General features: G+C 53.1%; 22 protein-coding genes, 1 tRNA gene and 1 pseudogene. 12 read left to right on the top strand and 12 right to left on the bottom strand.

What is annotated here, in order from left to right:
- Positions 1 to 18 precede the first annotated feature (18 nt).
- The 5 genes from AC2LB6_RS12120 to AC2LB6_RS12100 form a co-directional block, all read right to left on the bottom strand.
- Positions 19 to 795: an alpha/beta fold hydrolase gene (locus tag AC2LB6_RS12120; RefSeq protein WP_490093691.1), complete on the bottom strand. Its 777-nt coding sequence runs from the start codon at positions 793 to 795 to the stop codon at positions 19 to 21.
- 476 nt (positions 796 to 1,271) lie between these two features.
- On the bottom strand, positions 1,272 to 1,574 hold the full coding sequence (gene proR, locus AC2LB6_RS12115; protein ID WP_490093690.1) for a transcriptional regulator ProR: 303 nt from the start codon (positions 1,572 to 1,574) through the stop codon (positions 1,272 to 1,274).
- A gap of 4 nt (positions 1,575 to 1,578) precedes the next feature.
- A complete protein-coding gene (locus tag AC2LB6_RS12110) occupies positions 1,579 to 1,932 on the bottom strand; it encodes a type II toxin-antitoxin system RelE/ParE family toxin (protein ID WP_490093689.1) in 354 nt (117 codons plus the stop codon).
- A gap of 388 nt (positions 1,933 to 2,320) precedes the next feature.
- A complete protein-coding gene (locus AC2LB6_RS12105) occupies positions 2,321 to 2,722 on the bottom strand; it encodes a cell envelope integrity TolA C-terminal domain-containing protein (protein ID WP_490093688.1) in 402 nt (133 codons plus the stop codon).
- A 109-nt stretch (positions 2,723 to 2,831) separates the two neighbouring features.
- Entirely contained in the window at positions 2,832 to 3,104 is a 273-nt protein-coding gene (locus AC2LB6_RS12100) for a hypothetical protein (RefSeq protein ID WP_490093687.1), read from the bottom strand.
- Between the two features lie 480 nt (positions 3,105 to 3,584).
- Here AC2LB6_RS12100 and AC2LB6_RS12095 point away from each other — a divergent pair, with 480 nt between their 5' ends.
- The 3 genes from AC2LB6_RS12095 to AC2LB6_RS12085 all read left to right on the top strand — a co-directional run bounded on the left by AC2LB6_RS12095 (position 3,585) and on the right by AC2LB6_RS12085 (position 8,473).
- Positions 3,585 to 5,507, top strand: coding sequence for a methyl-accepting chemotaxis protein (locus tag AC2LB6_RS12095; protein ID WP_490093686.1), 1,923 nt, complete (start codon positions 3,585 to 3,587; stop codon positions 5,505 to 5,507).
- Positions 5,508 to 6,203: 696 nt separating this feature from the next.
- The gene (locus AC2LB6_RS12090; protein ID WP_490093685.1) at positions 6,204 to 7,610 is read left to right on the top strand and encodes a PTS fructose transporter subunit IIC; all 1,407 of its coding nucleotides are present in this window, start codon (positions 6,204 to 6,206) and stop codon (positions 7,608 to 7,610) included.
- A gap of 2 nt (positions 7,611 to 7,612) precedes the next feature.
- Complete coding sequence (locus AC2LB6_RS12085) at positions 7,613 to 8,473, top strand: ketose-bisphosphate aldolase (protein WP_490093704.1); 861 nt, start codon at positions 7,613 to 7,615, stop codon at positions 8,471 to 8,473.
- Positions 8,474 to 8,544: 71 nt separating this feature from the next.
- Here AC2LB6_RS12085 and AC2LB6_RS12080 read toward each other — a convergent pair.
- Both AC2LB6_RS12080 and AC2LB6_RS12075 read right to left on the bottom strand, forming a co-directional pair.
- Positions 8,545 to 8,694 (bottom strand): annotated as a pseudogene (locus tag AC2LB6_RS12080) (hypothetical protein); the annotation flags it as partial.
- Positions 8,695 to 8,927: 233 nt separating this feature from the next.
- Positions 8,928 to 9,194, bottom strand: a complete 267-nt coding sequence (locus tag AC2LB6_RS12075; RefSeq protein WP_490093684.1) for a hypothetical protein — start codon at positions 9,192 to 9,194, stop codon at positions 8,928 to 8,930.
- A 199-nt stretch (positions 9,195 to 9,393) separates the two neighbouring features.
- Between AC2LB6_RS12075 and AC2LB6_RS12070 the strand changes: the two genes are divergently transcribed.
- Positions 9,394 to 9,528 carry a hypothetical protein gene (locus tag AC2LB6_RS12070; RefSeq protein WP_490093683.1) on the top strand — a complete coding sequence of 45 codons (135 nt, stop codon included), beginning with the start codon at positions 9,394 to 9,396 and terminating at the stop codon, positions 9,526 to 9,528.
- A 79-nt stretch (positions 9,529 to 9,607) separates the two neighbouring features.
- Positions 9,608 to 10,306 (top strand): RluA family pseudouridine synthase, encoded by a 699-nt coding sequence (locus tag AC2LB6_RS12065; protein ID WP_490093682.1) that lies wholly within the window; start codon positions 9,608 to 9,610, stop codon positions 10,304 to 10,306.
- Between the two features lie 16 nt (positions 10,307 to 10,322).
- Here AC2LB6_RS12065 and AC2LB6_RS12060 read toward each other — a convergent pair whose 3' ends face one another.
- Positions 10,323 to 10,862, bottom strand: a complete 540-nt coding sequence (locus tag AC2LB6_RS12060; RefSeq protein WP_419138565.1) for a DUF2058 domain-containing protein — start codon at positions 10,860 to 10,862, stop codon at positions 10,323 to 10,325.
- A 151-nt stretch (positions 10,863 to 11,013) separates the two neighbouring features.
- On the opposite strand from AC2LB6_RS12060, the gene AC2LB6_RS12055 reads away from it, so the two are divergent.
- From AC2LB6_RS12055 to AC2LB6_RS12045, 3 genes are all read left to right on the top strand, one after another.
- Positions 11,014 to 11,646, top strand: coding sequence for a TetR/AcrR family transcriptional regulator (locus AC2LB6_RS12055; protein ID WP_490093681.1), 633 nt, complete (start codon positions 11,014 to 11,016; stop codon positions 11,644 to 11,646).
- Positions 11,647 to 11,729: 83 nt separating this feature from the next.
- Positions 11,730 to 13,112: a D-arabinono-1,4-lactone oxidase gene (locus AC2LB6_RS12050; protein ID WP_490093680.1), complete on the top strand. Its 1,383-nt coding sequence runs from the start codon at positions 11,730 to 11,732 to the stop codon at positions 13,110 to 13,112.
- 12 nt (positions 13,113 to 13,124) lie between these two features.
- On the top strand, positions 13,125 to 13,955 hold the full coding sequence (locus AC2LB6_RS12045) for a glycosyltransferase family 8 protein (protein WP_490093679.1): 831 nt from the start codon (positions 13,125 to 13,127) through the stop codon (positions 13,953 to 13,955).
- A gap of 90 nt (positions 13,956 to 14,045) precedes the next feature.
- Here the strand turns inward: AC2LB6_RS12045 and AC2LB6_RS12040 are convergent, their stop codons facing one another.
- Positions 14,046 to 15,167, bottom strand: coding sequence for a Gfo/Idh/MocA family protein (locus AC2LB6_RS12040; RefSeq protein ID WP_490093678.1), 1,122 nt, complete (start codon positions 15,165 to 15,167; stop codon positions 14,046 to 14,048).
- A gap of 333 nt (positions 15,168 to 15,500) precedes the next feature.
- Between AC2LB6_RS12040 and AC2LB6_RS12035 the strand changes: the two genes are divergently transcribed.
- From AC2LB6_RS12035 to AC2LB6_RS12020, 4 genes are all read left to right on the top strand, one after another.
- Positions 15,501 to 15,576 (top strand) — tRNA-Asn (locus AC2LB6_RS12035).
- 367 nt (positions 15,577 to 15,943) lie between these two features.
- Positions 15,944 to 16,288 carry an XRE family transcriptional regulator gene (locus AC2LB6_RS12030; RefSeq protein WP_490093677.1) on the top strand — a complete coding sequence of 115 codons (345 nt, stop codon included), beginning with the start codon at positions 15,944 to 15,946 and terminating at the stop codon, positions 16,286 to 16,288.
- Complete coding sequence (locus AC2LB6_RS12025) at positions 16,273 to 16,584, top strand: HipA N-terminal domain-containing protein (RefSeq protein ID WP_490093676.1); 312 nt, start codon at positions 16,273 to 16,275, stop codon at positions 16,582 to 16,584. The genes AC2LB6_RS12030 and AC2LB6_RS12025 overlap by 16 nt, the downstream gene beginning before the upstream one ends.
- A complete protein-coding gene (locus AC2LB6_RS12020) occupies positions 16,581 to 17,603 on the top strand; it encodes a type II toxin-antitoxin system HipA family toxin (protein ID WP_490093675.1) in 1,023 nt (340 codons plus the stop codon). The genes AC2LB6_RS12025 and AC2LB6_RS12020 overlap by 4 nt, the downstream gene beginning before the upstream one ends.
- A 100-nt stretch (positions 17,604 to 17,703) precedes the next feature.
- Here the strand turns inward: AC2LB6_RS12020 and katG are convergent, their stop codons facing one another.
- From katG to AC2LB6_RS12005, 3 genes are all read right to left on the bottom strand, one after another.
- Positions 17,704 to 19,923, bottom strand: coding sequence for a catalase/peroxidase HPI (gene katG / locus AC2LB6_RS12015; protein WP_490093674.1), 2,220 nt, complete (start codon positions 19,921 to 19,923; stop codon positions 17,704 to 17,706).
- Between the two features lie 188 nt (positions 19,924 to 20,111).
- Positions 20,112 to 23,207 (bottom strand): efflux RND transporter permease subunit, encoded by a 3,096-nt coding sequence (locus AC2LB6_RS12010; RefSeq protein WP_490093673.1) that lies wholly within the window; start codon positions 23,205 to 23,207, stop codon positions 20,112 to 20,114.
- Positions 23,204 to 24,301, bottom strand: coding sequence for an efflux RND transporter periplasmic adaptor subunit (locus tag AC2LB6_RS12005; protein WP_490093672.1), 1,098 nt, complete (start codon positions 24,299 to 24,301; stop codon positions 23,204 to 23,206). The genes AC2LB6_RS12010 and AC2LB6_RS12005 overlap by 4 nt, the downstream gene beginning before the upstream one ends.
- Positions 24,302 to 24,722: the final 421 nt, after the last annotated feature.

Below are 24,722 nucleotides of genomic sequence, written 5' to 3'. Positions count from 1 at the left end.
TGCCGAGTATTTTTAATATCATTTACTCGTCTCAATAAACGAGATAATTTCATTAGTCAGCGCTTCAGGTTGTTCAAAATTGGGCAGATGTGCAGCTCCGTGTAGGGTATGCAATTGTGCATTTCGCTTTTCGGCAAGGCGCTGCGCAAAGTCCGGCGGTGTGAGTTGATCCTCACTTCCTCTTAGTACTACTGCCCTAACCCCTGAAATATTCATATCGGTTAGATCGGTATTGGCAATAGCATAAGAGCAACCCGCGAACGCTTCGACCGTCGTCCGACGTAGCATCTGTTTCATACCATCAGCATAGGGGGAATCGATAAATTTAGGGGTTACCCATTTACTTAAAATACCCATTTCGAGATGTTCAATACCGTGCTGAAATACATCCTCAGCCCGGGCTCGCCAGAGTGCTGGTGGTGCAGCATTTACCAGAGCCGTATCCACTATAATCATACCCTGTACGCGTTTTGGGATCCTGAAGCCAATCCATTGCGCTATTGTTCCCCCTATCGAAACTCCGGCCACGTAGAACGTGTTGATATGAAGATAATCAAGAGCCGCGATGACATCATCGGCTAAATCTGACATCGAAAACTCCAAAGAATCGACCGCACTTAATCCATGCCCGCGGATATCCAGCCGAACAACGCGATAACGTTCACTCAAACGTGGCATTTGCAAATCCCAGAGATGCAAATCTGTCCCTAGCGAATGCAGAAGCACCAAGGTTGGCGCATTTTCAGGTCCTTGCACATCAACATGCTGGGTTAACTTGAGAGGTCGAATAAACATTTAGAAAGCCCTTTATAATTTTGCTTTATCACATCGACTTTAAATAGCAGAGTCTTTGAACCGTCACCCTGAAACAGGCGAAAGATAGAAATGCTGTCAATACGGACGCTGGAGACATTTTCTCAAATACTCTTTATTTACATGCAGTGTATGTTTCTTATCTTTAACTTCATCTCTGCTGGCGTTACCATTATTAGAACAGTTAAGGATCTCTCTCTAGCGAATAATTTCGATACAGCTATCGAATTTATCAATACGAGTGAGATACATAATTAACGAGATCTTAATTATTGCCAGCTTTTCACCCCTAATCCGGTCAATCAGACATCGTAACCCTTTTTGATAAGTCATTTTTCCTGCGTTTGTCGAACTGACCAGACTCACCATGATATGAAAAGCCCGCTCAGGGAAACCTGAGCGGGCTTTTTGCATTGATGCTTTCAGTTAGGGCGGGATGGTTTTTCCGCCTGAGTGGCTTACACCACGAATCCGTAGTTCGAGCCGTCCGGCAGCTCCACCACCAGCCGCAGCTTACCCCCGGCTGCATTGACGTAGCGTTTCAGCGTGGAGAGCTTCAGGTCACGCCCCTGCTTCTCCATGCCTGCCACCGTAGGCTGGGTGATGCCCAACGTCTGAGCCATTTCCACCTGTGTTTTCTGCACTTTCTCACGCAGTTCGGCAAGGTGAATGTTGAGCAAGATATCCGTCGCCATTGCCTGTGCTTCAGCAACGACTTCCGGTTTTTCATCCGCAATAAGTTGTTCCAGCGTTCTGCCCATCACGTTACTCCTCATGGTTAAAGGTGTTCAGCCAGTGTGTGAATTCCCGATCCGCAACCGGAAGCATCTCCCGATAAAAGCGTTTTTCATTGCCCACCTTATTGCCGGCACAAAGCACAATCACCGTGCGGCTCGGGTCAAAAGCAAAGAAAGCGCGGATGGGGTCGCCGCGGCTCTGAATACGTAACTCTTTCATGTTGATATAAGCGGAGCCTTTGAGCGTATCCGCATAAGGTCGGCCTAATCCCGGCCCCTTTTCCCTCAACACCATTAATGCCGCCAGCACGCAGGCGCGGTCGCTGTCATTAAGCAACGTAAACCAGCAATCAAACCGTTCCGTCGTTTTAATCATCCACACGGGATCTCCTTATCAATATAGGTTAAATGCTATATAGGCGTAAAGCGATAATGGAGTGTGATGCGGGGGAATGTTGGATGCATGGGTGTTTGATGAAATGCCAGAGATAGGTTCCGTTCTGTCTGTGACAGCTTGCACAAAACCTTCACTCATGTGCGAGCTGTAACTGATTTGCTGTGAGCTGGGTTAATGGGGGTATTACGGTCAATAAAGCCCGCTCTGGTTTCGCCGGGCGGGCTTTTGGCGTTTTAACCAGATATCGCGGTTCTGCCGCTAAAGGGCAGTGCATTAAATGAGAGATTACAGCAACGTGACTTCATTATCTGTGAGATATGAAAGGCCCGCGATTGAGATGGCGGGACTTATGATCAAACGAACTTAGCCAGGATCAGGGTTGACCTTCCATATTCCAGCGAGCTGATCCCATCACATCGAAAACATGCTGGTCGGTGAACGCCGGGAATCTGGCGTGTTTTGCCGCCTCTATCAGCGCATTACAGTAATCTTTGTCGCCCCCCTTGACGATGAAATTATCCAAAGTGCCATCAATTTTAAAATCCAGATGGGCATTACAGCGTTTTCCATTCCAGGCGTGCGGCTCTGACAGCGCGGCATCCAGTGCTTTCTTGATGCCCGACGCCTGCTGCCCATAAATATCCTTGTCCCCTACTTTACCTGATCGCTTAAAGCTGCAGGTTTCAAGCGCCGTCTTTTTCTCACATTCGCGGGGAGAAAGAGGCGTGCAGCCTGCTAAAGCAACAGAGAGCAGTATCAGAATGATCGTTTTCATATAAGTCCTTTTAAGGTAACGCCCGGACAAAACGTCCTGTGTTCATGCGGTGCCCGGTTAAAGTTGGATAGTGGTCGATTATTTTCTGAAAATTTGCCTGGAATCAGGACTATTTTTTACGCCAGAAGAGAAAGGCAGCCAACGCTGTGAGCACCCCGATCCACGGCATCGTGCCCGCACCTGCCAGAAAGTTATGTCGATCAATCGCATTGTTTTTTCTGATATCGGCAAAGCGCGCAGCAGCCTGCTTTTCATCAGCGGCATGCACTTCCTCATCCTCTTTCTTATATCCCTGCGCCAGCAGATCAGCGGCGCGGTTCACGTCTGATCGTGCCAGGGCAACGGTCTGTTTTCCCTGAGTATAAAAACAGTAATCTGGCATTGGCTGTGCTCACCATTAAGAGTCGAATTTCTACTCTATCGGATAGGACCCGTAATCGGTAGCAGTGATTATGCAGCAAATTCAGTCACGATATTTGGCTCTGACATTTATGCCTGTGCAATGCTTTTGGTTGGTTTAGCACTATTGAATAGTTATCCATGAAAAATCATTCATTTCAACAGTAAGCGTTACTACGAGCCACGACTTTTTAGATGTGATCAGGATCAACAAATATTCATATAATTTCAAAAAAAAAACAACACACAGAAAAAACAGTAATTTTTTCAAATCCTTAAGTATTAAAACTCCTGATGTAAAACCCGATGATTGCTTACCAGAATAGTTTCTGATGAATTAATTAGCGGGGCATGAAATCATAAATAAAATTAAAGATTCATCCCTCCTGGTCGATAAGAAGATCATCTTAGATTAGTTAAATTCCTTTTTTCTATTTCTGAAACCTCATTAAAGGTGAACCTCATGGGTCTTGCTCAACACATCTCCAATATTAAGATAGGGAAAAAACTGGGCGTTGGTTTTATCATCGTCATTGCTGCCTCCCTTGCCATTACCTTTATCGCTTTCGATTGTTTTCGCAGTATTAAAGACAACTCTGCCCGGCGCACAGTTACCGTGGAGATGGTGAACACCTTAAGCAAGGCCCGCCTTAATCGCACCCTCTACCAGTACACCAAAGATCCTAAATTTGCCACGCAGAACGTCCAGGCCCTGAAGGAGTTAGATGCCCTTTATAAACGGCTGGAAGGATTCAAATGGGATGAGATGGGTCAGCAGAAAGTCACGCTGATTGGTCAGTTGTTTAACGAATATAAGAACCAGCGTGAGGAATTCGTGGCGTCTGCGGAGGCAACATCCGCTGCCTTTGATGCCATTAAACCGGGCACCCTGATTGCGCTTGCGCATCAGTTTGAATCACTCGATATGGCTCTGACACCCGATGCGGCGCTGCCGGTCATGCACATGGCCGCTGCGCTGTTTGATGCGACCAATGTTGAAAAAGCCTTTCTCGATAAGCCGTCTGAGGCCAGCAGAAATGCAGTTATTGAGGAATATACTGCGATCACCACCCTGAGTGAGCAACTGGACAGTTTCGCCCAGCCCAATATCAACGAGGTCACGCGGAATGTGATCAGCACGCTGGCACAGCAGCGCGAGCCCTTGACGCGCTATGTTGATGCCACAGAGAAAGAAAAAGGGCAATCTGCGGGCCTGAGCACCACGGCGGAGCGTCTCAATGCGGCGGTAGGCGATACCTTTGCCTTCCAGTCCCAGTTATCCGCTGAATTTATCAAACAGGCGGAGTGGCGCATTGCGTTTGCCGCACTGACCTGTGTCATCCTGAGCCTGCTGATTGCCTGGCGGATTACCCGCAACATTACGCTGCCATTGAAAGAGACGCTGAACGCCGCGCAACGTATTGCCAGCGGTGATTTAACCACCTCCCTGAAAACCACACGTGGCGATGAGTTAGGTCAGCTGATGCAGGCGGTGGATGCAATGAATATCAGCCTGCAGAACATCATCACTAATGTGCGTGATGGCGTCAGCAGCGTGGCGCGTGCTTCCGCGGAAATCGCAGCGGGCAATACCGACCTGTCATCCCGTACCGAACAACAGTCTGCCGCCGTGGTTCAGACGGCTGCCAGTATGGAAGAACTCTCTTCTACGGTGAAACAGAATGCGGAGAACGCCCACCATGCGAGTCAGCTGGCGACCGATGCGTCGGTGAATGCCGGGCGCGGGGGCGAGATCATTCGTGACGTTATCGTCACCATGAACAGCATCAGCCAGAGTTCAGGCAAAATCGGCGAAATCATTAATGTCATCAACAGCATCTCCTTCCAGACCAATATCCTGGCGCTTAACGCGGCGGTTGAAGCGGCACGCGCCGGTGAACAGGGGCGAGGGTTTGCGGTAGTTGCTGGTGAAGTCAGAAATCTGGCACAGCGCAGCGCGCTGGCCGCTAAGGAGATCGAGACGCTGATCAGCGAGTCACTGGATCGGGTTCATGACGGCTCTGAATTTGTGGAACGCGCTGGAACCACCATGGATGAGATCGTCCGTTCTGTCAGCCAGGTTAAAGACATTATGGGTGAGATTGCTGCCGCATCTGATGAGCAAAACCGCGGCATTTCTCAGATCGCAACGGCAATGGCCGAGATGGATACCACCACGCAACAGAACGCCGCGCTGGTTGAGGAGTCTTCCGCTGCTGCCAGTTCACTGGAATCTCAGGCAGACGAACTGGAAAAAACGGTGGCCGTGTTCCGTCTTTCTCCCGGACAAAACAGCGTCAGCCGGGCCGCACCTGCTTTAGCACCGCGTGTCGTTCCCGGCGCGCCAGTCAGCGCCTCCGCAGATGCCAGCTGGGAAAGCTTTTAACAGTCACCCGGCGTTTTAATCCTGCCGTAAAGATGCGGCGAGCAGCCAGCCTTGCGTCAATAAGGCTGGCTGCCCTGTCTGCAGGTCCACGCTGTACACTGTCGTTTCAGTTGTGCCTGATTTAAGCGGCACGCTTGTCATCAGGCGTTTCGATCTCCGGCAAGGCTTTGGGATTGTTGTCTGGGCACTCCTGCAAACACAAAGATAAGCCCGGACGAGCTTATGACTTGTCATTCAGGCACAACGCTCTCATCCGGTACGCATCTTCCCCCTCCGTTAATCTTCCTGACGCTGAATAAATGTTTTCCGTTTGGGATTCATTTATCTTTTGGTTTTTCATGTAAAAAGATATCGTCAAAGAATTAACAGGACGATCAGTCTGATAATATTTCCCTCCAAAAACACCCTTATCATATTGTTTTATTTTCTCAAAGGTACGTTTATTGACAAACATGCCCATATAATACCGCCATCGACTGACACAGGATCTTTATTCAATAAAAGTTACATCTCTTATTTATTTATCACCTTTCGAAATAATTAAGCCATCAATAGAAACTGGCCTCCGGAGGTTTATTTATCGGCATGACAATGACACCACGCTCCGACATCCCCCTGGGTCAGAACGCAGTGTTTACGCCTGATTGCCCATTAATTATCAGCAGTGGTTAATAATCTCTTCATAAGGAAATTATTATGAAAATAATTGCAATTACCGCCTGCCCGACAGGCGTTGCACACACTTACCTTGCAGAAGCCATGCTAAAAAAGAATGCCAGTAAAAGAGGGATAGATTTACGTGTTGAAACACAGGGCGCCGTTGAAAGTGAATATATTTTAACTGACAAAGACATTCAGGAAGCCGATGTGGTTTTAATTGCAGCCGATAAAGTCATCGATCTATCGCGCTTCCATAATAAGAACGTTATTCAGGTTTCCGTCTCACGCGCCGTCAGAGACACCGCAGGATTACTTGATGAAATCCTCTCCGGGACATTAAAACCAATACGTCATCGGGAAGTCAGTCAGGGAGAGGCGCAGCCTGTCATTGATACGAAAAAATCACCGTTTTCACAGGTTTATGTCCACCTCATAACGGGTGTTAATTTAATGATTCCGTTTGTAGTGGCAGGGGGGATTTTAATTGCTCTCAGTTTCTCTTTCGGGATAACGGCTGCGACACCCGGCGATCCTGATTTTAATCCTGTTGCGAAGATGCTGGCCGATATTGGCGGCGGGGCAGCATTTGCCCTGATGTTACCCATCCTGGCGCTGGGGATCAGTAAATCGATCAGCGGCAACATGGGGATGGTTGCGGGGGCCGTTGGCGGGATGCTGGCTATCCAGACAGAGTCGGGCTTTTTAGGGGCACTGCTGGCGGGATTCCTGGCGGGATATACCACGTTGCTCATCATCCGCTATGTCAACCTTCCCAAAGCGGTTGCCGGTCTGAAGCCAATCCTGATTGTCCCGTTGCTCAGCGTTCTGGTTACCGGTTCGCTAATGCTGCTGGTGGTCGGTGCGCCGATCAAGCTGTTGCTCGATGCCCTCACCTCATTCCTTGAAAATCTGGGTAACACCCATGCTGCCATTATGGGTCTGTTAATTGGGATGATGGTGGCTTTTGATATGGGTGGGCCACTGAATAAAACCGTCTGTATGTTTGCCATCGGTCTGATGTCGACCGGCATTTATGAGCCTATTGCCGCCTGTATGGCAGCCGGTATGGTGCCGCCATTGGGTATCGCGCTCGCCACTACCCTGTTTAAACGCAAATTTACCGTACTGGAGCGGGATACCGGCAAAGTCACCTATGTGCTGGGATTCTCCTTTATTACTGAAGGTGCCATTCCCTACGCCGTCACTGATCCACTGCGTGTTATCCCGGCGATTGTCGCGGGATCCGGTCTTGCAGGCGCGCTCTCTATGGCATGGGGATGTGCCTCCAGAGCCCCACACGGCGGCATCTTTGTGATGTTCATTCCTAATGTCATCACCAATATTCTGGGCTACCTGGTCGCCATCGCTGCCGGAGCCCTGCTGACTGCCTTCATTCTTCGTTTTATTAAGAAAGACATTACTGAAACAGCACAGGAGATTTAATGATGTTGATGAATATGAAAGAGGTCCTGGCCGTTGCACAGAAACATCAGTTTGGTGTGGGTGCATTTAATATCGCGTCGGCAGAGTTCGCCCGGGTCGTTATTGATGTCGCGGAAGCGCTGCGTTCTCCTGTGATTCTGGAAGTTCACCCTGAAGAGCACGCCTTTATTGGTGACGCGTTTATCGGTTATCTTCGTGAGCTTGCCTTAAGGGCAACGGTGCCGGTGGTTATTCATCTGGATCATGGGCAGACCCTGGCACAGGTGATGCGCGCCATTCAGACGGGTTATACGTCTGTGATGATCGATGCATCGGCCCTTTCACTGGCTGACAATATCGCCGTCACCCGTCGCATTACGGAAATTGCTCATGCTGCCGGCATTTCCGTTGAGGCAGAACTGGGCACCATCGGCGTTGCCGAAGGGAGTGGCGAAGGCGGACATGCAGAGATCCTTTATACCGATCCTCAGCAGGCACTGCAGTTTGTCAACGAAACGGGCGTCGATTCGTTGGCCATCGCGATTGGTACCTCGCACGGGCTGTACCCACCGGGAAAACAACCCCAACTTGATATTGAACGGCTGAAAACTATCAGGCAGTTAATCTCTATCCCGTTAGTATTACATGGCGGTTCAGGCAACAAGGATGCTGAAGTTGCAGAGTCTATCCTGTATGGCGTAGCTAAAATCAACATCTCCAGCGACATCAAGAAAGCGTTCTTTGTTGCCCTGGAAGCGGGGCTGAAGTCAGGAAGTCATGAACCCAATGTCCTCTATATCAGGCCAATGGAAGAGGTAAAAAAAGTCGTGATGCACAAAATGCAGCTGTTCTCCTCAGTGGGAAAAGCCGCGCTTTATGGTTAACAGCATAACGATGACAATGGGGAGCCTTTTGTGCTCCCCGTTTCTCTTACTACCTCAGCAGGAGATGAACCCAGCCCCAGCGGCGAGATCATGAACACCATGATCATCGCTGATATTGAGCGCCCCTGCAGGATGATCAGCAGCGAAAACGCAATCATGATCGGGAACAGCGGTACTATCGCTTAAGTCGCTTTGCCTGAATCTTCAATCGATCCCGCTGAGATAACACCCGATTTTTTGGCCTTTCAGGGAGCTCGTTTATTGCAGAATGTCTGTGGAGGAGGCAAAAAAGAGAGGTGGTCTGAGAGCCATGTCCCTGTCCCGGAGGCTGGCTGGAGGAAATATCGTCCCTGATAATTTCTCCGGCCGGTATACGCTCTCGCGCAACCGTTGAGGTCGTCTGCTTCGTCGTTTTCCGGCCGGAGCCGGACTACGTCCACTGGCGTCAGTTCAATTATTGCTGGTTCAGTTCTTCGTTCAGGCCTGCAAGCGTTCGCAGGTACGGCACCTGCTGTTGGGCAACCGCTGGTGACGTAAAACTGCTCAGCCAGCTTCTGGCTTCGGAGATTTTCGTCAGCCGATCCGCGTTGCGTTCAGATTTCGCCATAAAACCCAGTTGGGTAAAAAGTGATGCGATACTGATTTCTTTCTCACCCAGGGCAAGGCTTAGTGCCGCTTCGCCAATAATGACGTGGCCTTTCTCGTCGTTTTGAAGTAACACAGAAAATCCTCCATTAGTACGAATTGATGACAACCTCACCAGAGACTGTAGTCGTAAAAGCGAGAACTGCCCGAATTAATCACTGAAAATCGCGCAACCTCCTGATCGAATGTACTAAATGTTTTTTTCCGGATTGTTCTGTTTGTCTCTGCCGTTCACCCTGCCAGACTGGCTGGTCTTATCAGCACGGGATGCCACCATGAAACTCTCTGTTCTTCTCACATTGTTAGCCGCGACGGTATGCTCGGTATTTGCTGCCCATGGTGGATTCGGAACGCATCAGACCAGCCAGTCGCTCTTCACGCAAAATGGTGAAACAGTCACAGAAGAATAAGCGCTTATGATTTAGCCCGGCGTCGTCAGTGACCGGGCAATCGGTTATGATCCGTTGACCTTTACCTGCCGGATACCCGATGTCTGCCATTATCGATACGTTTATCGCCCCGCCCTGCTTTGATGAGATCACCCTCCTCTTTCAGGACGAACATCTGCTGGTGATCAATAAACCCAGCGGCTTGCTAAGCCTGTCCGGCAAAAATCCACAAAACCTCGATTCTGTACATCATCGGCTGGTAAAACTCTTTCCTGGCTGCACGCTGGTTCATCGGCTCGATTTTGGCACCTCCGGGCTGATGGTCGTCGCTCGCAACAAGGCGATTAATGCCGCACTTTGTCAGCAGTTCAGCCAGCGCAGTGTTGGCAAAACTTATCAGGCATTGCTGTGCGGACACCTTGCCGATGACGAAGGCGTTATTGATGCCGCGATAGCCAAAGATCCGGCGCAGTTTCCCCGCATGGTGATATGCGCGATTCAGGGCAAACCCGCGCGATCACGCTACCGGGTCATGGAACGCGGTTATTATGAGGGGAAAGAGGGAGAGGCGTTGCCGGTTACCCGGGTTGAACTGACACCAGAGACCGGACGCACCCATCAGCTGCGCATTCACTGTCAGCAGCTGGGGCACCCGATTCTGGGCTGTGATCTTTACGGCGGGCTGTTACCGCCTGGCGCTAAGCAGGCAGAGAGACTGATGCTGCACGCCAGCGGGCTGACGTTTGTTCATCCCGTCAGCGGTGAGGTGATGCAACTCTCTGCCGCCAGCCCGTTCTGAATGCGTCAGCGCGTCATTACCACATCAAATCATCTGGCACTTTGAAATCAGCATACGGATCATCTTCGTCCTGTGCTTCTTCGCTTAATGCGCTGTTTAATACGATCGCACTGGCATCACGCTGGGCAATTTTATCCGCCACGCTGGCCGGGATGATGGCGTACTGGTTCTCACCGTTCGCGTCAGCCGCCAGGCGGGCAATAGCAAGACGGCCATTGATTAGCTGAGTCTGCGTCGGCTTATCCACCATGATCTTTTTAATCAGATTATTGTCGGTGAAGTTGAAGCTGATGTTGCCTCTCTCTACGGCGATTTTGTTCATTTCGATCAGCTGCTTGACCTGTGCTTTGTACTCTTTCGACAGCACAGCCAGCTTCTGCTGCTCGTTCAGCTGCTTATCACGCTCAAGCTGTGCTTTTTTGTTATCTTCCACTGCCGCTCTGGCTTCGCGTGCCTGAACCCTGGATTTTTTGGCGGTCCGCTGAACCTTGTCCATTTTCTTGCTGGATACTAATCCCGCTTTCAGCATCTGCTCTTGCAAGGTGAGTTTTGTCATTGTCGTCTCTGAACCTGTGAAATCATGTCCGGGATTATACCTGCAATCGTCCGGAGTGTGCCAGGTTGCCGCATTTGCCGCGCCCGCAGTTGCGGGCAGCCTCTCAACACTGTGCTAACATTCCCCGGTCAAAATCACCTTATTGAGCACCATGTCAGAACTAACAAAACGTAAAAATGACCCTGAAGGGCTGAAGAAACGCATTATTGCAGGCGCACTGAAAGCCTTTGCTGAGTTTGGTATGCAGGGAGCCAGGCTTGAGCAGATTGCTGAGCATGCGCAGACCACGAAACGGATGGTGGTCTATCACTTCGGCAGTAAAGAGCAGCTTTACATTGAGGTGCTGGAGCAGGTGTATCAGCAGATACGTCAGCATGAAACGGGCCTGAACCTGGCGGCGATGGAGCCGGAACTGGCCATGACGCGGCTGGTTGAAGCCAGTTTTGATTACCACGTCGAGCATCCCGATTTTATCCGGCTGGTATGCAGTGAGAACCTGCTGCGTGGTCGCTACATCACCCAGTCGCCGCAGATCAAAGCGCTAAACCGCAGCGCGCTGGATCTGCTGGATGACATCCTGGCACGCGGCCAGCAACAGGGCGTGTTCACTGCTGAGGTGCAGACCATCGATGTCCATCGCCTGATCAGCAGTATTTGTGTTCACCACGTTTCAAACCGCTATACCTTCAACGCCCTTTTCAGCCCTGACAACAGCGAAGAAGAGAGTATTCGCCGCAATCGTCAGCTCGCTGTCACCGCAACGTTACGTTATATCCGCAAATAAATGCCCGCCAGCCGGGCTCCGCTTATCCATAGTCTACGCTTAGTTACACTTGTCATTAAAATGCAATAATAAGGAATGCTGTTGTGAGCAGAGACGCACGCCTCTATCCGCTTCGCCAGACCCATATAGAACCCGATGATGATGCGCTGTGGAACTGGGCGCAGAACGCGCAAATTGGCAGCCGTCAGCAGGTTCAGCGCCCCGCCAGTGAAGCGGAATTACAGAGACTTATCCGGGAGTCACGCGGCCAGATTAGGGTAATCGGCAGCAAGCTGTCACCTGGCCGGATGCTGCATGTCAGTAATGACGATGTGCTGCTCGATCTCAGCGCACTGAGCGGCCAGCTCGCCAGTGATGAACAGAGTGTGACCTTTGGTGGCGCGACCCCGCTTGAGCAGGTTTATCGCAGCCTGACCGAAATGAACCGCATGCTGGCGTCATCGCCAGGCGTAATTGCGATTCAGACGCTGGCGGGTGCGATGGCAACTGGCACACACGGCCAGGGTTTGCAGCAGAGTTCGATTGCCGATGAAGCGCTGGTCATTCGGATGGTACTGGCCAATGGCAGCGTGCGCGAGTTTGTCCGTGGCGAAGCTGACTTCCCGGCAGCGCAGGTCTCCCTGGGCGCATTAGGGATTGTTACCGCAGTAACACTGCGTACCCAACCATTTAGCATCTTCACCTGCCACAAAAATGCCGTCTCCGCCGATACGCTGGAAGAGGATCTGCTGCGCTGGAACAACGACTACCCGCTGAGCAAGGCCTGGTGGTTTGTCGATGACAATCTGGTGCATGTCTGGAATGCCCATGAGGCAAGCGATGAAGAGCGTCAGCGCTATGAAGCGCAGGGTTGTCAGGTGGTGGAACATGAGGGTGAGGTTGACGAAAGTCTTAACGACACTATCGACCAGACGCTGGCGCATATGCACCGCGATACACAGATTCAGGGCAAAGGCGGCAAGCAGTTTCGTACCGTCTCCCGTTTTCGTGACTTTACCGATGTTACCGGTGACATTTACCAACTCTTCTGCCGTGGCATTGCAGTGCCGCAAATTAATGTGGAAATCGGCGTGCCGCTGGCAAGAACCCCGGCCATCATTCGCCGCATCAAGCAGTGGTATGCCGAAAATCGCCCACATATGCACTACCCGATTATCCTGCGCTGCACCGGCGCCTCGTCGGCCTGGCTCAGCCCGGCCGCAGGCCAGCCAACCTGCTTTTTCGGCTTTGTGGTCTATTACGCCGACGATGGCTCACTGTCACAGGAAGGACTGCACTTCCTGACAGAAGTGGAAAAACTGCTCGCCGAAGAGGGTGGACGCCCGCACTGGGGCAAGTATTACGACGAAGAACGCTACAACTGGCGTGAGATCTATCCGCAGTGGGACGCCTTTCGCGCCCTGCGCAGCCAGCTTGACCCGCAGCGCCGACTGGGTAACGACTACATCACGCCACTTTTTGACTGATTGAGGAAAGCTATGTTTGCCTGGGTAACGCTGTTAACACAACCCGATTATCTGGTGGGCGTGAAAGCGCTGCACCGTTCGCTGAAAGAGAGCCAGAGCCAGTGGCCGCTGGTGGTGATGACCACATCGGCGATTTCAGAGGCTGACTGTCAGATTCTGCAGGATGAAGGCTGCGTGATTAAACCGGTTGACCCCCTCTATCCGCGCGACGATCTCGATCAGCATTACGCCTCGGCGCAGTTCGGTGAAGTCTGGACCAAGCTGCGCGCATGGCAGCTCACCGATTATCAGCGCGTGGTGTTTCTGGATGCCGATATGCTGGTCCTGAAAAACATGGACGAGCTGTTTACCCTGGATCTGGGGGATAACCCGCTGGCCGCCTGTCACGCCTGCCGCTGTAATCCGAACCAGATTGCCTCTTATCCGCCAGAATGGCAGCCAGAGCAGTGTCACTACACCTGGCAGGCACGCGGTGAGCAGGCCCCGGAGAGCGTCGACTACTATCTGAACGGCGGTTTTCTGGTGCTGAAACCCGACAACGCGATGTTCGACGCACTGGAAAAACGTATTGCCGCGATTGATGATCTCAGCACCTACCCTTTCTCTGAACAGGATCTGCTGAATGAGGTGTTTGCCGATCGCTGGAAACCGCTCTCTTATATCTACAATGCGTTAAAAACGCTGCCATTCCAGCACAGCGGTCTCTGGCAGGGTGATGAGGTGAAGAACCTGCACTATATTCTGGCAAAGCCGTGGAAGCGCGATCTTAACCAGCCCGAGAGCCAGCGCGATCGCTTCTATGCGTTGGATAAATTGTGGTGGGAAAAAAGCGGTCTGATCTGATTGGCTCCGGGCGGGAGACCTGTGTTCCCGCCCTGCTCCCCTGCATTCATCAACAAAAGCGGCAATAGCCTCTCTGCCTCTGATTCTGCATTACACCTCAATCCAGCGGCGCTGCTCTGCTGAATACGCAATCGCTTCCAGCACCTTCTGCACCTGTAACCCCTCTGCGAAATCGGGCCACATGCGATCGCCCGCCGCGATGCCGTTGATCAGGTCGCGGATCTCCACCGTTTTCTGATCGTTAAAGCCGATGCCGTGTCCTGCAGAAACACAGAAGTTCGCGTAATCAGGATGGGCTGGCCCGGTGAGAAGAGTTTTGAAACCCTGCCGCCCGGCGGGATCGTCATGCAGATAAAGCTCCAGCTCCGCCATACGCTCCTGGGTGTAACGGAGCGTGCCTTTAGTGCCGGTGACGACGTAGGTCAGGCCCATCTTAGCGCCACAGGCAATGCGTGAGGTTTCAATTACGCCATGCGCCCCGTTATGGAAGCGCAGCAGCGCGCTGGCCTGATCTTCGTTTTCTACCGGCAACTGCCGCGCAAGCTCTTTCGGGTCGGGCCGTGAAGTGATGACCGTCATCATATCGCCGCTGACTTCTGCAATATCACCCACCAGGTAGTGCGCCATATTCACGATGTGCGCCGCCAGATCGCCCAATGCACCAAGGCCTGCCAGCGCTTTCTGGCAGTGCCAGTCGAGCGGCGTTTCCGGTCTGGCGAGATAATCCTCGTTGTGGGTGCCGTAGAAATGCACCACGTCACCAATCTCGCCTCTGGCAATGATCTCTTTTGCCAGTTGGCTGGTGGGGTTTTTCATATAGTTAAAGCCGACAAGGGTTTTCACCCCTGCCGCTTCGGCGGCGGCCACCATCTCCTGCGCGTCCGCCACGCTCAGCGATAGCGGCTTTTCTGAATAGACGTGCTTGCCGTGGCGGATCGCCTCCAGCGCCATCTCTTTGTGCAGGAAGTTAGGCGCGCAGATATCCACCACATCAATCGCTGGATCGCTGACCAGCGCGCGCCAGTCACCGGTAGAACGCGCAAAACCAAAGGTCGCCGCCTGACGGGCCGCCAGCTCAGGATTCACTTCGGCCAGCATCTCTCGCACGATTTCGCCTTTCAGCGCAAAAACGGTGGGAGCCTGTGCATAGGCAATCGCGTGACAGCGCCCGATATAGCCGCTGCCAATCATGCCGATTCTGACTTTGTTCATTTCAACTCCAGAGATTCTGTTCAGGGTTGAAATGGAATCTACGTTTCGTTTTGGTTGCTGACAAAGCCAGAATCGGGACTTTGTGATGGCGATAAAAAACTATCCGGTTAAATCACGCGCACTGCTTTCTGACAAGGGCTGTGGCGTACCCGAACACCTCATAAACACCTCAGTTTTCCATCTGATATTTTACCCGTAGCGTTAGCCGCACAGGCCGCTCTTTCAGTGCCTGAAACGCCACAGTGGCGACTATTTCAGCAGTCGCGCTAATTTATGAAAAAGAGCTTTGACATGGCCCGGCGTGGCCGTTACTATGCGCCCCGTTCAAACAATTCCTCTGTAGTTCAGTCGGTAGAACGGCGGACTGTTAATCCGTATGTCACTGGTTCGAGTCCAGTCAGAGGAGCCAAATTCGAGAAGCCCGCTCAGGGAAACCTGAGCGGGCTTTTTGCTTTTTTTCTTCTGATAAAATTCCTGTGTCTTATTAATGCTTTTGCCCCTCTAAATTAACGGTCCTTTCGTTATTAAATGATGTTAAAACATCCAATTCAGCCATCGCTGAAAGGGTCATTTCTGACGCTTAACCCCATAATCCTTTCATCAAAAGCATCAATAGCCTCTTAAAGAGTCATAAATGACCCTTTATCAGCGTAATTTACCCTCCAGATGTAAAAATCTCAGAATTAAACCAATCAATGGTTCAAAAATGACACTTTGCGCATTATAGTCGAACTATTCGTATCAAAAACGTGCTGAAAACGCAGAAAAGGTCAAAAATGAACCTTGATGAGATTAAATATTCGCTGATAAGCCTTTCTGAGTCCGAGCGGAGAGAGGTATTAGCGGAATTAACTTTAAGTACAGAAACCGCAAAAGGGGCACTAAAAGCAGACGAACCGGACACCCGATCGGCGTTGAATGCTCTGACTTTTCAGACGCTGCCACAACTACTGGTCAGTGAACTCAAACGACAAAACATCACCTATGAAGAGATGGCGACTCAGATCGGTGTATCACTCTCAACATTTAAACGACTGATTGGTCGGCCTTCTTCTGCAAAGGCAATCAATCTTTATGCCTTGCTCAAAGAACTGGGTATAAAATTGTGGCTCGAAAAATAGAAGTGTGGCTTTACAACAAACTGGCAGGAACGTTGAGTGAAGAGCAAAGTGGTTATACTTTCTGCTACCTGCCAGCCTATGCTGGCTGTGCGATATCTCTCAGCATGCCGGTAAGGGCAGAGCCCTATTTCAGTGAAGAGCTGCACCCCTTCTTTAAAGGTTTAGCGCCAGAGGGCTGGCTGCGAAAGCGCTATTCTGAAATTCAAAAAATTGATGATAACGATCTGTTCGGTTTACTGATGAAAAATGGTAACGATATGCTTGGGGCCGTCGTCTTCAAAGAGATAACATCATGAATACAGAGCGCTGCCTGATCACTTTGAACCGGCTTAAAGAATCTGAGTTGAAAACCGGCTACTCATCAAAAGGTATCCGGCATCTGATGGGTAGCCTTAACGTGGCTCTTAGCCTGCCTTTCACGCGCAGTCAGTTTATTCAGGAACTGCCCGAACGTCAGAAAGGGATGAGCATTTCAGGCTATCAGCCTAAGCTGTCCCTTCGCCTGGAAAAAGGAGAGCTGGTGGTCGCCAGCAATGACGGCACCTATATTCTGAAACCCTCTCCGGAAGAATATCCACACCTTGCAGAAAACGAGCATGCCACCATGTGCGTTATGCAGCGTCTGAAATTTGACGTTCCCCCGTTCGGGCTTATGGCATTCAGACATGATGAAAATCGGCCAGATGAACTGGCGTTTGTTATCAAAAGATATGACCGTTCAGAGTCAGATAAAGTCAGATTACATCAGGAACAGCTGGATGGCGCGATGGGTCTCGGCGATAAATATGGCAGGATTGATAATAATAAAGCCATCAGTTACGAGAAAGCTGCTAAATTTCTGAACACCAGAGTGAGTAATAGTTTAAAGAGTAAGCGAGACCTCTTTTTGCGCATCGTTTATGCGTATGTGCTGGGCAACAATGATTTTCATCTGCGCAATATCGGGATTATCCTTCCTGAAAAGAATCCTCCCTTTCTGGCCCCGGTTTATGACTTTATCAGCGTGGTGCCCTACCCTGCAGCATTTGGTGAGTATTTAGCTTTGCCCCTGCTTGAACGGGAAGAAAATGATGCAGGAAACGCGCCGGGAATGAATTCAGGATATGGGGAATATCTGGGCGCAGACTTTATCCTGCTTGCGCAGGGCATGGATATTAACCCGGCTCTGGCACGAAAATGGCTTTCCGGGGTGGTGACTCACCATCAGCTTATTATCAATACCTATACCGAAAGTCATATGCCTGAATCACAGCGGGAAGTCGTACTTGATTATGTTGCCCGAAGAATCACGTTACTGGCTGTGACCGAAATTTAAACGTGATGCAGAACCGTTAATCAGCAGAAGAACCCTGCTTAAACCCATAAAAAAACCCGCTGGCATCAGCGGGTTTCAGATTTCAGAACGTCAACAGCAATCAGAGTTCAAACCGATCCAGATTCATCACTTTGGTCCAGGCGGCAACAAAGTCTTTGACGAATTTTTCACGGGCGTCGCTGCTGGCGTAGACTTCCGCCGAGGCGCGTAACACCGCATTGGAACCAAACACCAGGTCGGCACGCGTGGCTGTGAAACGGGTTTCGCCGCTGACGCGATCGCGACCAATGAATTTCTCATTGGTTGAATCGGTGGCTTTCCACTCGGTGCGCATATCCAGCAGATTCACGAAGAAGTCCGTGTTCAGCGAACCCACGTTGTGCGTGAAGATGCCGTGCTGGCTGCCATCAAAGTTGGCACCCAGTGCACGCATCCCGCCCACCAGCACCGTTAACTCCGGTACGGTCAGGGTCAGCTGCTGCGCTTTATCAATCAGCAGGCTTTCGGTGGTGGTTTTGCCGAAGCCGGTGCCATAGTTACGGAAGCCATCAGCACGCGGTTTCAGCAGATCAAACGACTCGATGTCGGTCTGATCCTGACGCGCATCGACACGGCCCGGCGTGAATGGCACTTCGATTGAAACGCCAGCTGCTTTCGCCGCCTGCTCAACGCCAACGATACCCGCCAGCACGATCACATCCGCCAGTGAAGCCTTGTGGGCTTCGCGCTGAATGGCTTCCAGCGCTGGCAGTACACGTGCTGCGACGGCATTGACGTCCCACTCACGCTGCGGCAGCAGTGCCAGTCGGGCACCGTTGGCACCACCCCGTTTGTCGCCGCCACGGAAGGTCGATGCCGACGCCCAGGCAACAGAAACCAGCTCGCTGACGCTGAGGCCAGATGCTGCGATCTTCTCTTTCAGCTGGGCGATATCTGCCACGGTTGGATGATAAACCGGTGCAGGCAGCGGATCCTGCCAGATCAAATCTTCCTGCGGAACTTCCGGACCGATGTAGCGCGCCTTTGGCCCCATATCACGGTGAGTCAGCTTGAACCAGGCACGGGCAAAGGCTTCATTGAACGCCTGCGGATCGTTGTGGAAACGACGCGAAATTTTTTCAAATTCCGGGTCAAAACGCAGCGTCAGATCGGTTACCAGCATGGTCGGTTTGTGTTTCTTAGTGGAATCAAACGCATCCGGGATAATGTCCGGCGCATCAGCTGCCACGAACTGGATGGCACCCGCCGGGCTGCGCGTCTGAACCCACTCATATTTGAACAGGTTCTCGAAGAAGTAGTTACTCCACTGGGTCGGTGTCTGAGACCAGATCACTTCCAGACCGGAGGTAATCGCATCCGCGCCAACGCCGCTGCCATGGCTGTTGACCCAGCCCAGGCCCTGCGCTTCAATCGGTGCGGTTTCCGGATCGACGCCAACGTGGCTGGCCGGTGCGGCACCGTGGGTTTTACCCAGCGTATGTCCACCTGCGATCAGTGCCACAATCTCTTCGTCGTTCATGCCCATGTTGCCGAAAGTGGCGCGAATAGCCGGGGCCGCAGAGGCAGGATCGCCGCTGTGTTCCGGACCTTCCGGGTTCACATAGATCAGACCCATTTCTGTTGCGCCCAGGGGCGACTGCGCCAGGGATTCCGGGTGACGGTGTTCCAGCCAGGCGGCTTCCTCGCCCCAGTTCACATCCAGATCCGGTTCCCAGACATCGTCGCGTCCGGCACCAAAGCCGAAGGTACGGAAGCCTGAGTTTTCCAGCGCAACGTTACCCGCCAGAATATAGAGGTCGGCCCAGGAGATCTTCTGACCATACTTCTGTTTCACCGGCCACAGTAAGCGGCGCGCTTTATCCAGGCTGACGTTGTCTGGCCAGGAGTTTAAGGGGGCGAAACGTTGCTGACCACGGCCCGAACCACCGCGTCCGTCCACGGAGCGATAGGTTCCGGCGCTGTGCCAGGCCATACGAATGAACAGGCCGATATAGCTGCCCCAGTCAGCAGGCCACCAGGCTTGTGACTCGGTGAGCAACCCTTTGATGTCAGCTTTCAGCGCAGAATAATCTAATTTGGCAAATTCTTTACGGTAATCGAAGGATTCATCAAGCGGGTTCGAACGGGATGAATGCTGGTTCAGCAGGTCAACCCGGAGTTGATTAGGCCACCAGTCGCGGTTGGTTGTTCCGCCGCCCGGAGCCTGGTTTGACTGAGGTGGCTTACCAGCATGAAAAGGACATTTGCCCTCAGGCGCTTCGCGATCGGCTTCGACAATAGGCTTTGCATCTTTTGCATCTTCATCAACGGAATTGCTCATGGTCACACCTCTTTTTTGTATTTTCATCGCTACTCTATAGAGGATTTTCAGGATCGCACACCTGTCTCATCCTATATGTTTGATAGCTTTTACCTTTTTATACACCTTCTTCAAAAGCTTAAGACAATGAATTGACGGCCGCCGCTGTGCTTAAAAAAAGCAGCGAAGCGGCAACCGTCACCCTGAGACTATTCCGACGGCGCCGGTTTCACAACTGCCGTTTTGCTGTCCGGCAGACGAATGCGGAACCAGATCGCATACATCGCTGGCAGGAACACCAGCGTGATCAGGGTGCCGCCCAGCGTACCGCCGATCAGGGTGTAAGCCAGCGTTCCCCAGAACACCGAGTGGGTCAGGGGAATAAACGCCAGAATTGCCGCCATTGCCGTCAGCAGCACCGGCCGGGCGCGCTGCACGGTTGCTTCTACCACCGCAGCAAAAGGTGCCAGCCCCTCCTGTTCGTTATGGTGGATCTGCCCTATCAGGATCAGCGTGTTACGCATCAGGATGCCCGACAGGGCAATCAGCCCGACCAGCGCATTGATACCAAACGGCTGACCGAACAGCAGCAGCGTCGGCACAACACCAATCAGCCCGAGAGGTGCGGTGAGAAAGACCATCACCATTGCCGACAGAGAGCGCACCTGCAGAATGATGATCAGCAGGGTGATCGCTATCATGATTGGGAATAGCGGTGCCATCGCCTGTGTCGCTTTACCGGACTCCTCTATCGAACCGGCCAGTTCAATGCGGTAGCCCGCCGGCAGCGTCGTGATGATCGGTTGCAGGGTTTTATTCAGCGCCGTGGAGACATCCGGCGGCTGCAGGGAATCGGCGATATCACCCCGGACGGTAATGGTGGGTGTACGGTCGCGCCGCCTCAGCAGAGGATCTTCCATTTTTACCTGCACATCACCAATTTGGGACAGCGGGATACGCTGACCCGCAGCACCTGCCAGCGTGAAGTCGGCAATTTTAGCCGGATCAAGCCGGATTTCTCCGGCGGCACGCCCCACGACCTGGACCGCGCGGATATCTTCCCGCACGGTGGTGACAGGCACGCCCGTCAGCAGAAACTGTAATTGCCGGGCGACCTCAGTGGAGGTCAGCCCCACCGCCTGCAATCGGTTCTGGTCCAGCGAGAAATGCAGTGTCGGCACGGGCGCGCCCCAGTCGGTGTTCACCGTCCTCATCATCGGGCTGGCCCGCAGTACCGTTTCCACCTGATTAGCAATCACACGCAGGCGTGCCGGATCGGGCCCCATCACCCGCCACGCCACCGGATAAGGTGAATATGGACCAAACACCAGCTGCGTCACGCGAACCTGCGCTTCAGGCACCAGACCGCTGGCGATTGCAGCGCGTAGCTGTGCTTTCAGGGCATCGCGCGCATCCTGACTGTCAGTCAGTACCACCAGCTTGGCAAAGGCTGGATCAGGCAGTTCTGGCGCCATCGCCAGATAAAAACGCGGTGGCCCCTGACCGATATAGGTGGTGACGACTTTTGCCTCACGCTGCTGTTTAAGCCAGGTTTCAACCTTTTCAGCCGCAGCCCGGGTCTGTTCAATGGCGCTGCCGTAGGGGAGCTGAACTTCAACCAGCACTTCCGGCCGGTCTGAGGTCGGGAAAAACTGTTTTTTTACCAGCGCCATACCGAGCACAGCGATGATGAACAGCACAATCACCACGCCTGCCACCCAGCCTTTACGGGCAATAACGCGAGTCAGCAACTGGCGAAAGCGATTGTAGTGACGCGTGTTATAGATGGCTGCGTGACCGCCTTCCACCGTTTTAATGGCAGGCAGCAGCTTTACGCCGAGATAAGGGGTGAACACCACCGCCACGATCCAGGAGGCGATGAGGGCGATGCCGACTATCCAGAACATATTGCTGGTGTACTCACCCGCCGTGGACTGTGCAAAGCCATTGGGCATAAATCCCACGGCAGTGACCAGAGTGCCCGCAAGCATCGGTGCCGCCGTATGACTCCAGGCATAAGCCGACGCCTTAATGCGATCGTAGCCCTCCTCCATTTTCACAACCATCATCTCAATGGCGATAATGGCGTCATCCACCAGCAGGCCCAGCGCCAGAATCAGGGATCCCAGGGTGATGCGGTCAAAGTTTTTACCGGACGCCTCCATAACCACAAACACTACCGCCAGAGTGAGTGGAACGGCCGCCGCCACGACTACCCCAACACGCCAGCCCATGCTGACAAAGCAGACCACCATCACCACCAGTAACGCCACGACGAACTTAATCATAAATTCATCAACGGCTGAGCGGATATTGACAGACTGATCGGTGACCTGAGTCAGCGACATTCCCAGCGGCATCGCCTGGTTAATACCGACCGTTTCAGCGGCCAGTGCCTTACCTAGCTCCAGACCGTTCCAGCCATCACGCATCACGATACCGAGCAGCAGCGCCGGTTCGCCCTGATTACGCACCATAAACGTGGCGGGATCTTCATATCCTCGTGTCACCGTAGCCACATCCGCCAGCTTCAGGCTTCTGCCCTGCGCGACAATCGGCGTCTCACGAATTTTTTCCAGCTTATCGAACGCGCCATCAAGCCGGATAAAGACCTGCGGCCCCCGGGTATCAATCGAGCCCGCGGGCGTCAGGACATTCTGATCGTTCAGCGCAGCAAAAATCGTCTGCGGAGTGATGCCGAGCGTCGCCAGCCGATCGTGTGAAAACGACACATAGATGCGCTCACTCTGCTCACCGATAATATTGACCTTTTTCACACCTTGCAGATGCAGCAGTCGCTGACGCAGCGATTCCGCCTCACGCACCAGCAGGCGCTGCGGTTCCCCTTTTGCCTTCAGCGCCAGCAGCGCAAAGGTCACGTCGGAGAACTCGTCGTTGATCATCGGTCCGATGACCCCGGCGGGCAGGTTGCTGCTCTCATCGCCCAGCTTCTTACGTGCCTGGTAAAACTCCTCCTGAACCTGGGAGGGCGGCGTTTTGTCCTGCAGGGAGAGCAGCGTGAAGGCCAGGCCGGGACGCGTATAGGTTTCGCTGCGGTCATACCATCTCAGCTCCTGAAGCCGCTTCTCCAGCGGTTCGGCCACCTGATCCTGCATCTCCTGCGCCGTCGCACCCGGCCACGCGGAGATAATCGTCATCTGTTTTACGGTGAACGGCGGATCTTCTGCCCGTCCCAGTTCGAAAAATGACAGTACGCCCGCCACGGTAATCAGGATGATCAGAAACAGCGTGATGGCGCGTTCGCGCACGGCCAGTGCTGACAGATTAAAGCGTCCGTGACTCATGGCTGACTCCCTGCAGGGGCAGCGTCGTCGGGCCGCACGCGCTCCCCCTGCTGCAGCAGATGTGCGCCCAGCGCCACTATCCGATCGCCTGCATTAATCTGCCCCGCCACGGTGGCCGCCTCGTCAGTGATCGCGATCACCGTGACCGGCCGCCAGGCAACGGTGGCGGGGTGGCCGGTAATATCCCAGACGCCAGGTCCTTTACCGGCATCGTAGACTGCAGCCAGCGGCACCTGCAGCAGCGATTGCGTCGGTTTATTCGTCAGCGAGAGCGTGACGGTGGCACCCAGCGGGGCGCTCGCCAGTGCGCCCTCCAGCACATATCTCGCCTCATAGGTGCGCGTCATCGGATCGGCCACATCAGCCAGTTGCCGCAGTCGGGCTGAAACCGGCGCACTGCCTGCACCATAGAGCGTTGCCTGCGCCTCGCTGCCCACTGCGGGACGAAGCGTCTCCGGCAGCTGAACGCTCGCCTCACGCTGTCCGGCTCTGGCCAGTCGGATGACGGCCTCGCCCGCACTCACCACCTGCCCCGGCTCCGCCAGCGTTGCCATCACCACACCGTCGTCATCCGCCAGTAACAGTGCATACCCGCTGGCGTTACCGGCCACACTGGCCTGCGCCTGCGCCGCTTTCAGCTCAGCCTGGGCGGTGGCTGCAGCGGCCCGAATCTGATCGTATGCCGACACGGAAACTGCGCCGGTTGCCACCAGCGTGCGGTAACGCGCCTGATCGGCGCTGGTCTGTCTGACGCGTGCCTGCGCGGCGGCAACAGACTGCTGCTCTGCCTGGGCCTGCAGCCGCAGATCGACCGGGTCAAGCCGCATCAGCGGCTGACCACGCTTCACACGCTGACCGCTGTCCACCAGCCTTTCGAGGATTTTGCCCGAGACCCGAAAACCGAGTTCACTCTGAACCCGGGCGACCACGACACCGCTGAAGGCACGGCTGCCCTCGGTGGCGCTGATGACCTTCGTTACCCTGACCAGTGGCGGCTGGGTGCGCGGATCCTCTGTGGGCGAGTTGTCCCGACAGCCCACCAGCACCACGGGCATCAGACAAACAACCAGAGTGGCAGGAATGAACCTGAGCATAGATTACCTTCAACAGTTAGCAGGAGAGTGTCGCCATTCTCTTATCATGTGACCAATACTGTCAATAGTCACCAATAACGGAAAGAGACTCTCCGTTGATGAAGGAGGCGGATAAAGAGTGAATTAATGGAATTCAGGCAAAGCCAGAGAGGCGGCTGACTCTGAATGGACATCGGAATCTGCTGGCGAAGCAGGTGACCAGAAAAATTAAAAGTCACTAAGCCAGAGAATTGCGGGCGTTGAAAAAGGATTACGTGCAGTGCCCCGTCAGGCCAGAAATGGCTCGGAAACGTTAAATTCAGAGAGATAAAGCAGAAGAAAACGAGGGAATGAAGGGCATTTACCGGGGATATTGCCCTGAACGCACATCCTCTGCGCGTCCGGACAATCAACTGACGCCCTGTTATCCAGGGCGCTGTGT

Source organism: Pantoea sp. RCC30.1, from assembly GCF_058148845.1.
The sequence above is the reverse complement of the archived record's forward strand: the minus strand, read 5'-3'. Positions and strand labels throughout refer to the sequence as shown.

What these genes read in the sequence shown, in the direction of transcription:
- AC2LB6_RS12120 (WP_490093691.1), bottom strand. Translation starts at nt 795, where the DNA reads ATGTTTATTCGACCTCTCAAGTTAACCCAGCATGTTGATGTGCAAGGA.
- AC2LB6_RS12010 (WP_490093673.1), bottom strand. Translation starts at nt 23,207, where the DNA reads ATGAGTCACGGACGCTTTAATCTGTCAGCACTGGCCGTGCGCGAACGC.
- AC2LB6_RS12085 (WP_490093704.1), top strand. Translation starts at nt 7,613, where the DNA reads ATGTTGATGAATATGAAAGAGGTCCTGGCCGTTGCACAGAAACATCAG.
- AC2LB6_RS12020 (WP_490093675.1), top strand. Translation starts at nt 16,581, where the DNA reads ATGAATACAGAGCGCTGCCTGATCACTTTGAACCGGCTTAAAGAATCT.
- proR (WP_490093690.1), bottom strand. Translation starts at nt 1,574, where the DNA reads ATGGGCAGAACGCTGGAACAACTTATTGCGGATGAAAAACCGGAAGTC.
- AC2LB6_RS12055 (WP_490093681.1), top strand. Translation starts at nt 11,014, where the DNA reads ATGTCAGAACTAACAAAACGTAAAAATGACCCTGAAGGGCTGAAGAAA.
- AC2LB6_RS12030 (WP_490093677.1), top strand. Translation starts at nt 15,944, where the DNA reads ATGAACCTTGATGAGATTAAATATTCGCTGATAAGCCTTTCTGAGTCC.
- AC2LB6_RS12060 (WP_419138565.1), bottom strand. Translation starts at nt 10,862, where the DNA reads ATGACAAAACTCACCTTGCAAGAGCAGATGCTGAAAGCGGGATTAGTA.
- AC2LB6_RS12105 (WP_490093688.1), bottom strand. Translation starts at nt 2,722, where the DNA reads ATGAAAACGATCATTCTGATACTGCTCTCTGTTGCTTTAGCAGGCTGC.
- AC2LB6_RS12065 (WP_490093682.1), top strand. Translation starts at nt 9,608, where the DNA reads ATGTCTGCCATTATCGATACGTTTATCGCCCCGCCCTGCTTTGATGAG.
- AC2LB6_RS12045 (WP_490093679.1), top strand. Translation starts at nt 13,125, where the DNA reads ATGTTTGCCTGGGTAACGCTGTTAACACAACCCGATTATCTGGTGGGC.
- AC2LB6_RS12040 (WP_490093678.1), bottom strand. Translation starts at nt 15,167, where the DNA reads ATGAACAAAGTCAGAATCGGCATGATTGGCAGCGGCTATATCGGGCGC.
- katG (WP_490093674.1), bottom strand. Translation starts at nt 19,923, where the DNA reads ATGAGCAATTCCGTTGATGAAGATGCAAAAGATGCAAAGCCTATTGTC.
- AC2LB6_RS12100 (WP_490093687.1), bottom strand. Translation starts at nt 3,104, where the DNA reads ATGCCAGATTACTGTTTTTATACTCAGGGAAAACAGACCGTTGCCCTG.
- AC2LB6_RS12095 (WP_490093686.1), top strand. Translation starts at nt 3,585, where the DNA reads ATGGGTCTTGCTCAACACATCTCCAATATTAAGATAGGGAAAAAACTG.
- AC2LB6_RS12090 (WP_490093685.1), top strand. Translation starts at nt 6,204, where the DNA reads ATGAAAATAATTGCAATTACCGCCTGCCCGACAGGCGTTGCACACACT.
- AC2LB6_RS12070 (WP_490093683.1), top strand. Translation starts at nt 9,394, where the DNA reads ATGAAACTCTCTGTTCTTCTCACATTGTTAGCCGCGACGGTATGCTCG.
- AC2LB6_RS12005 (WP_490093672.1), bottom strand. Translation starts at nt 24,301, where the DNA reads ATGCTCAGGTTCATTCCTGCCACTCTGGTTGTTTGTCTGATGCCCGTG.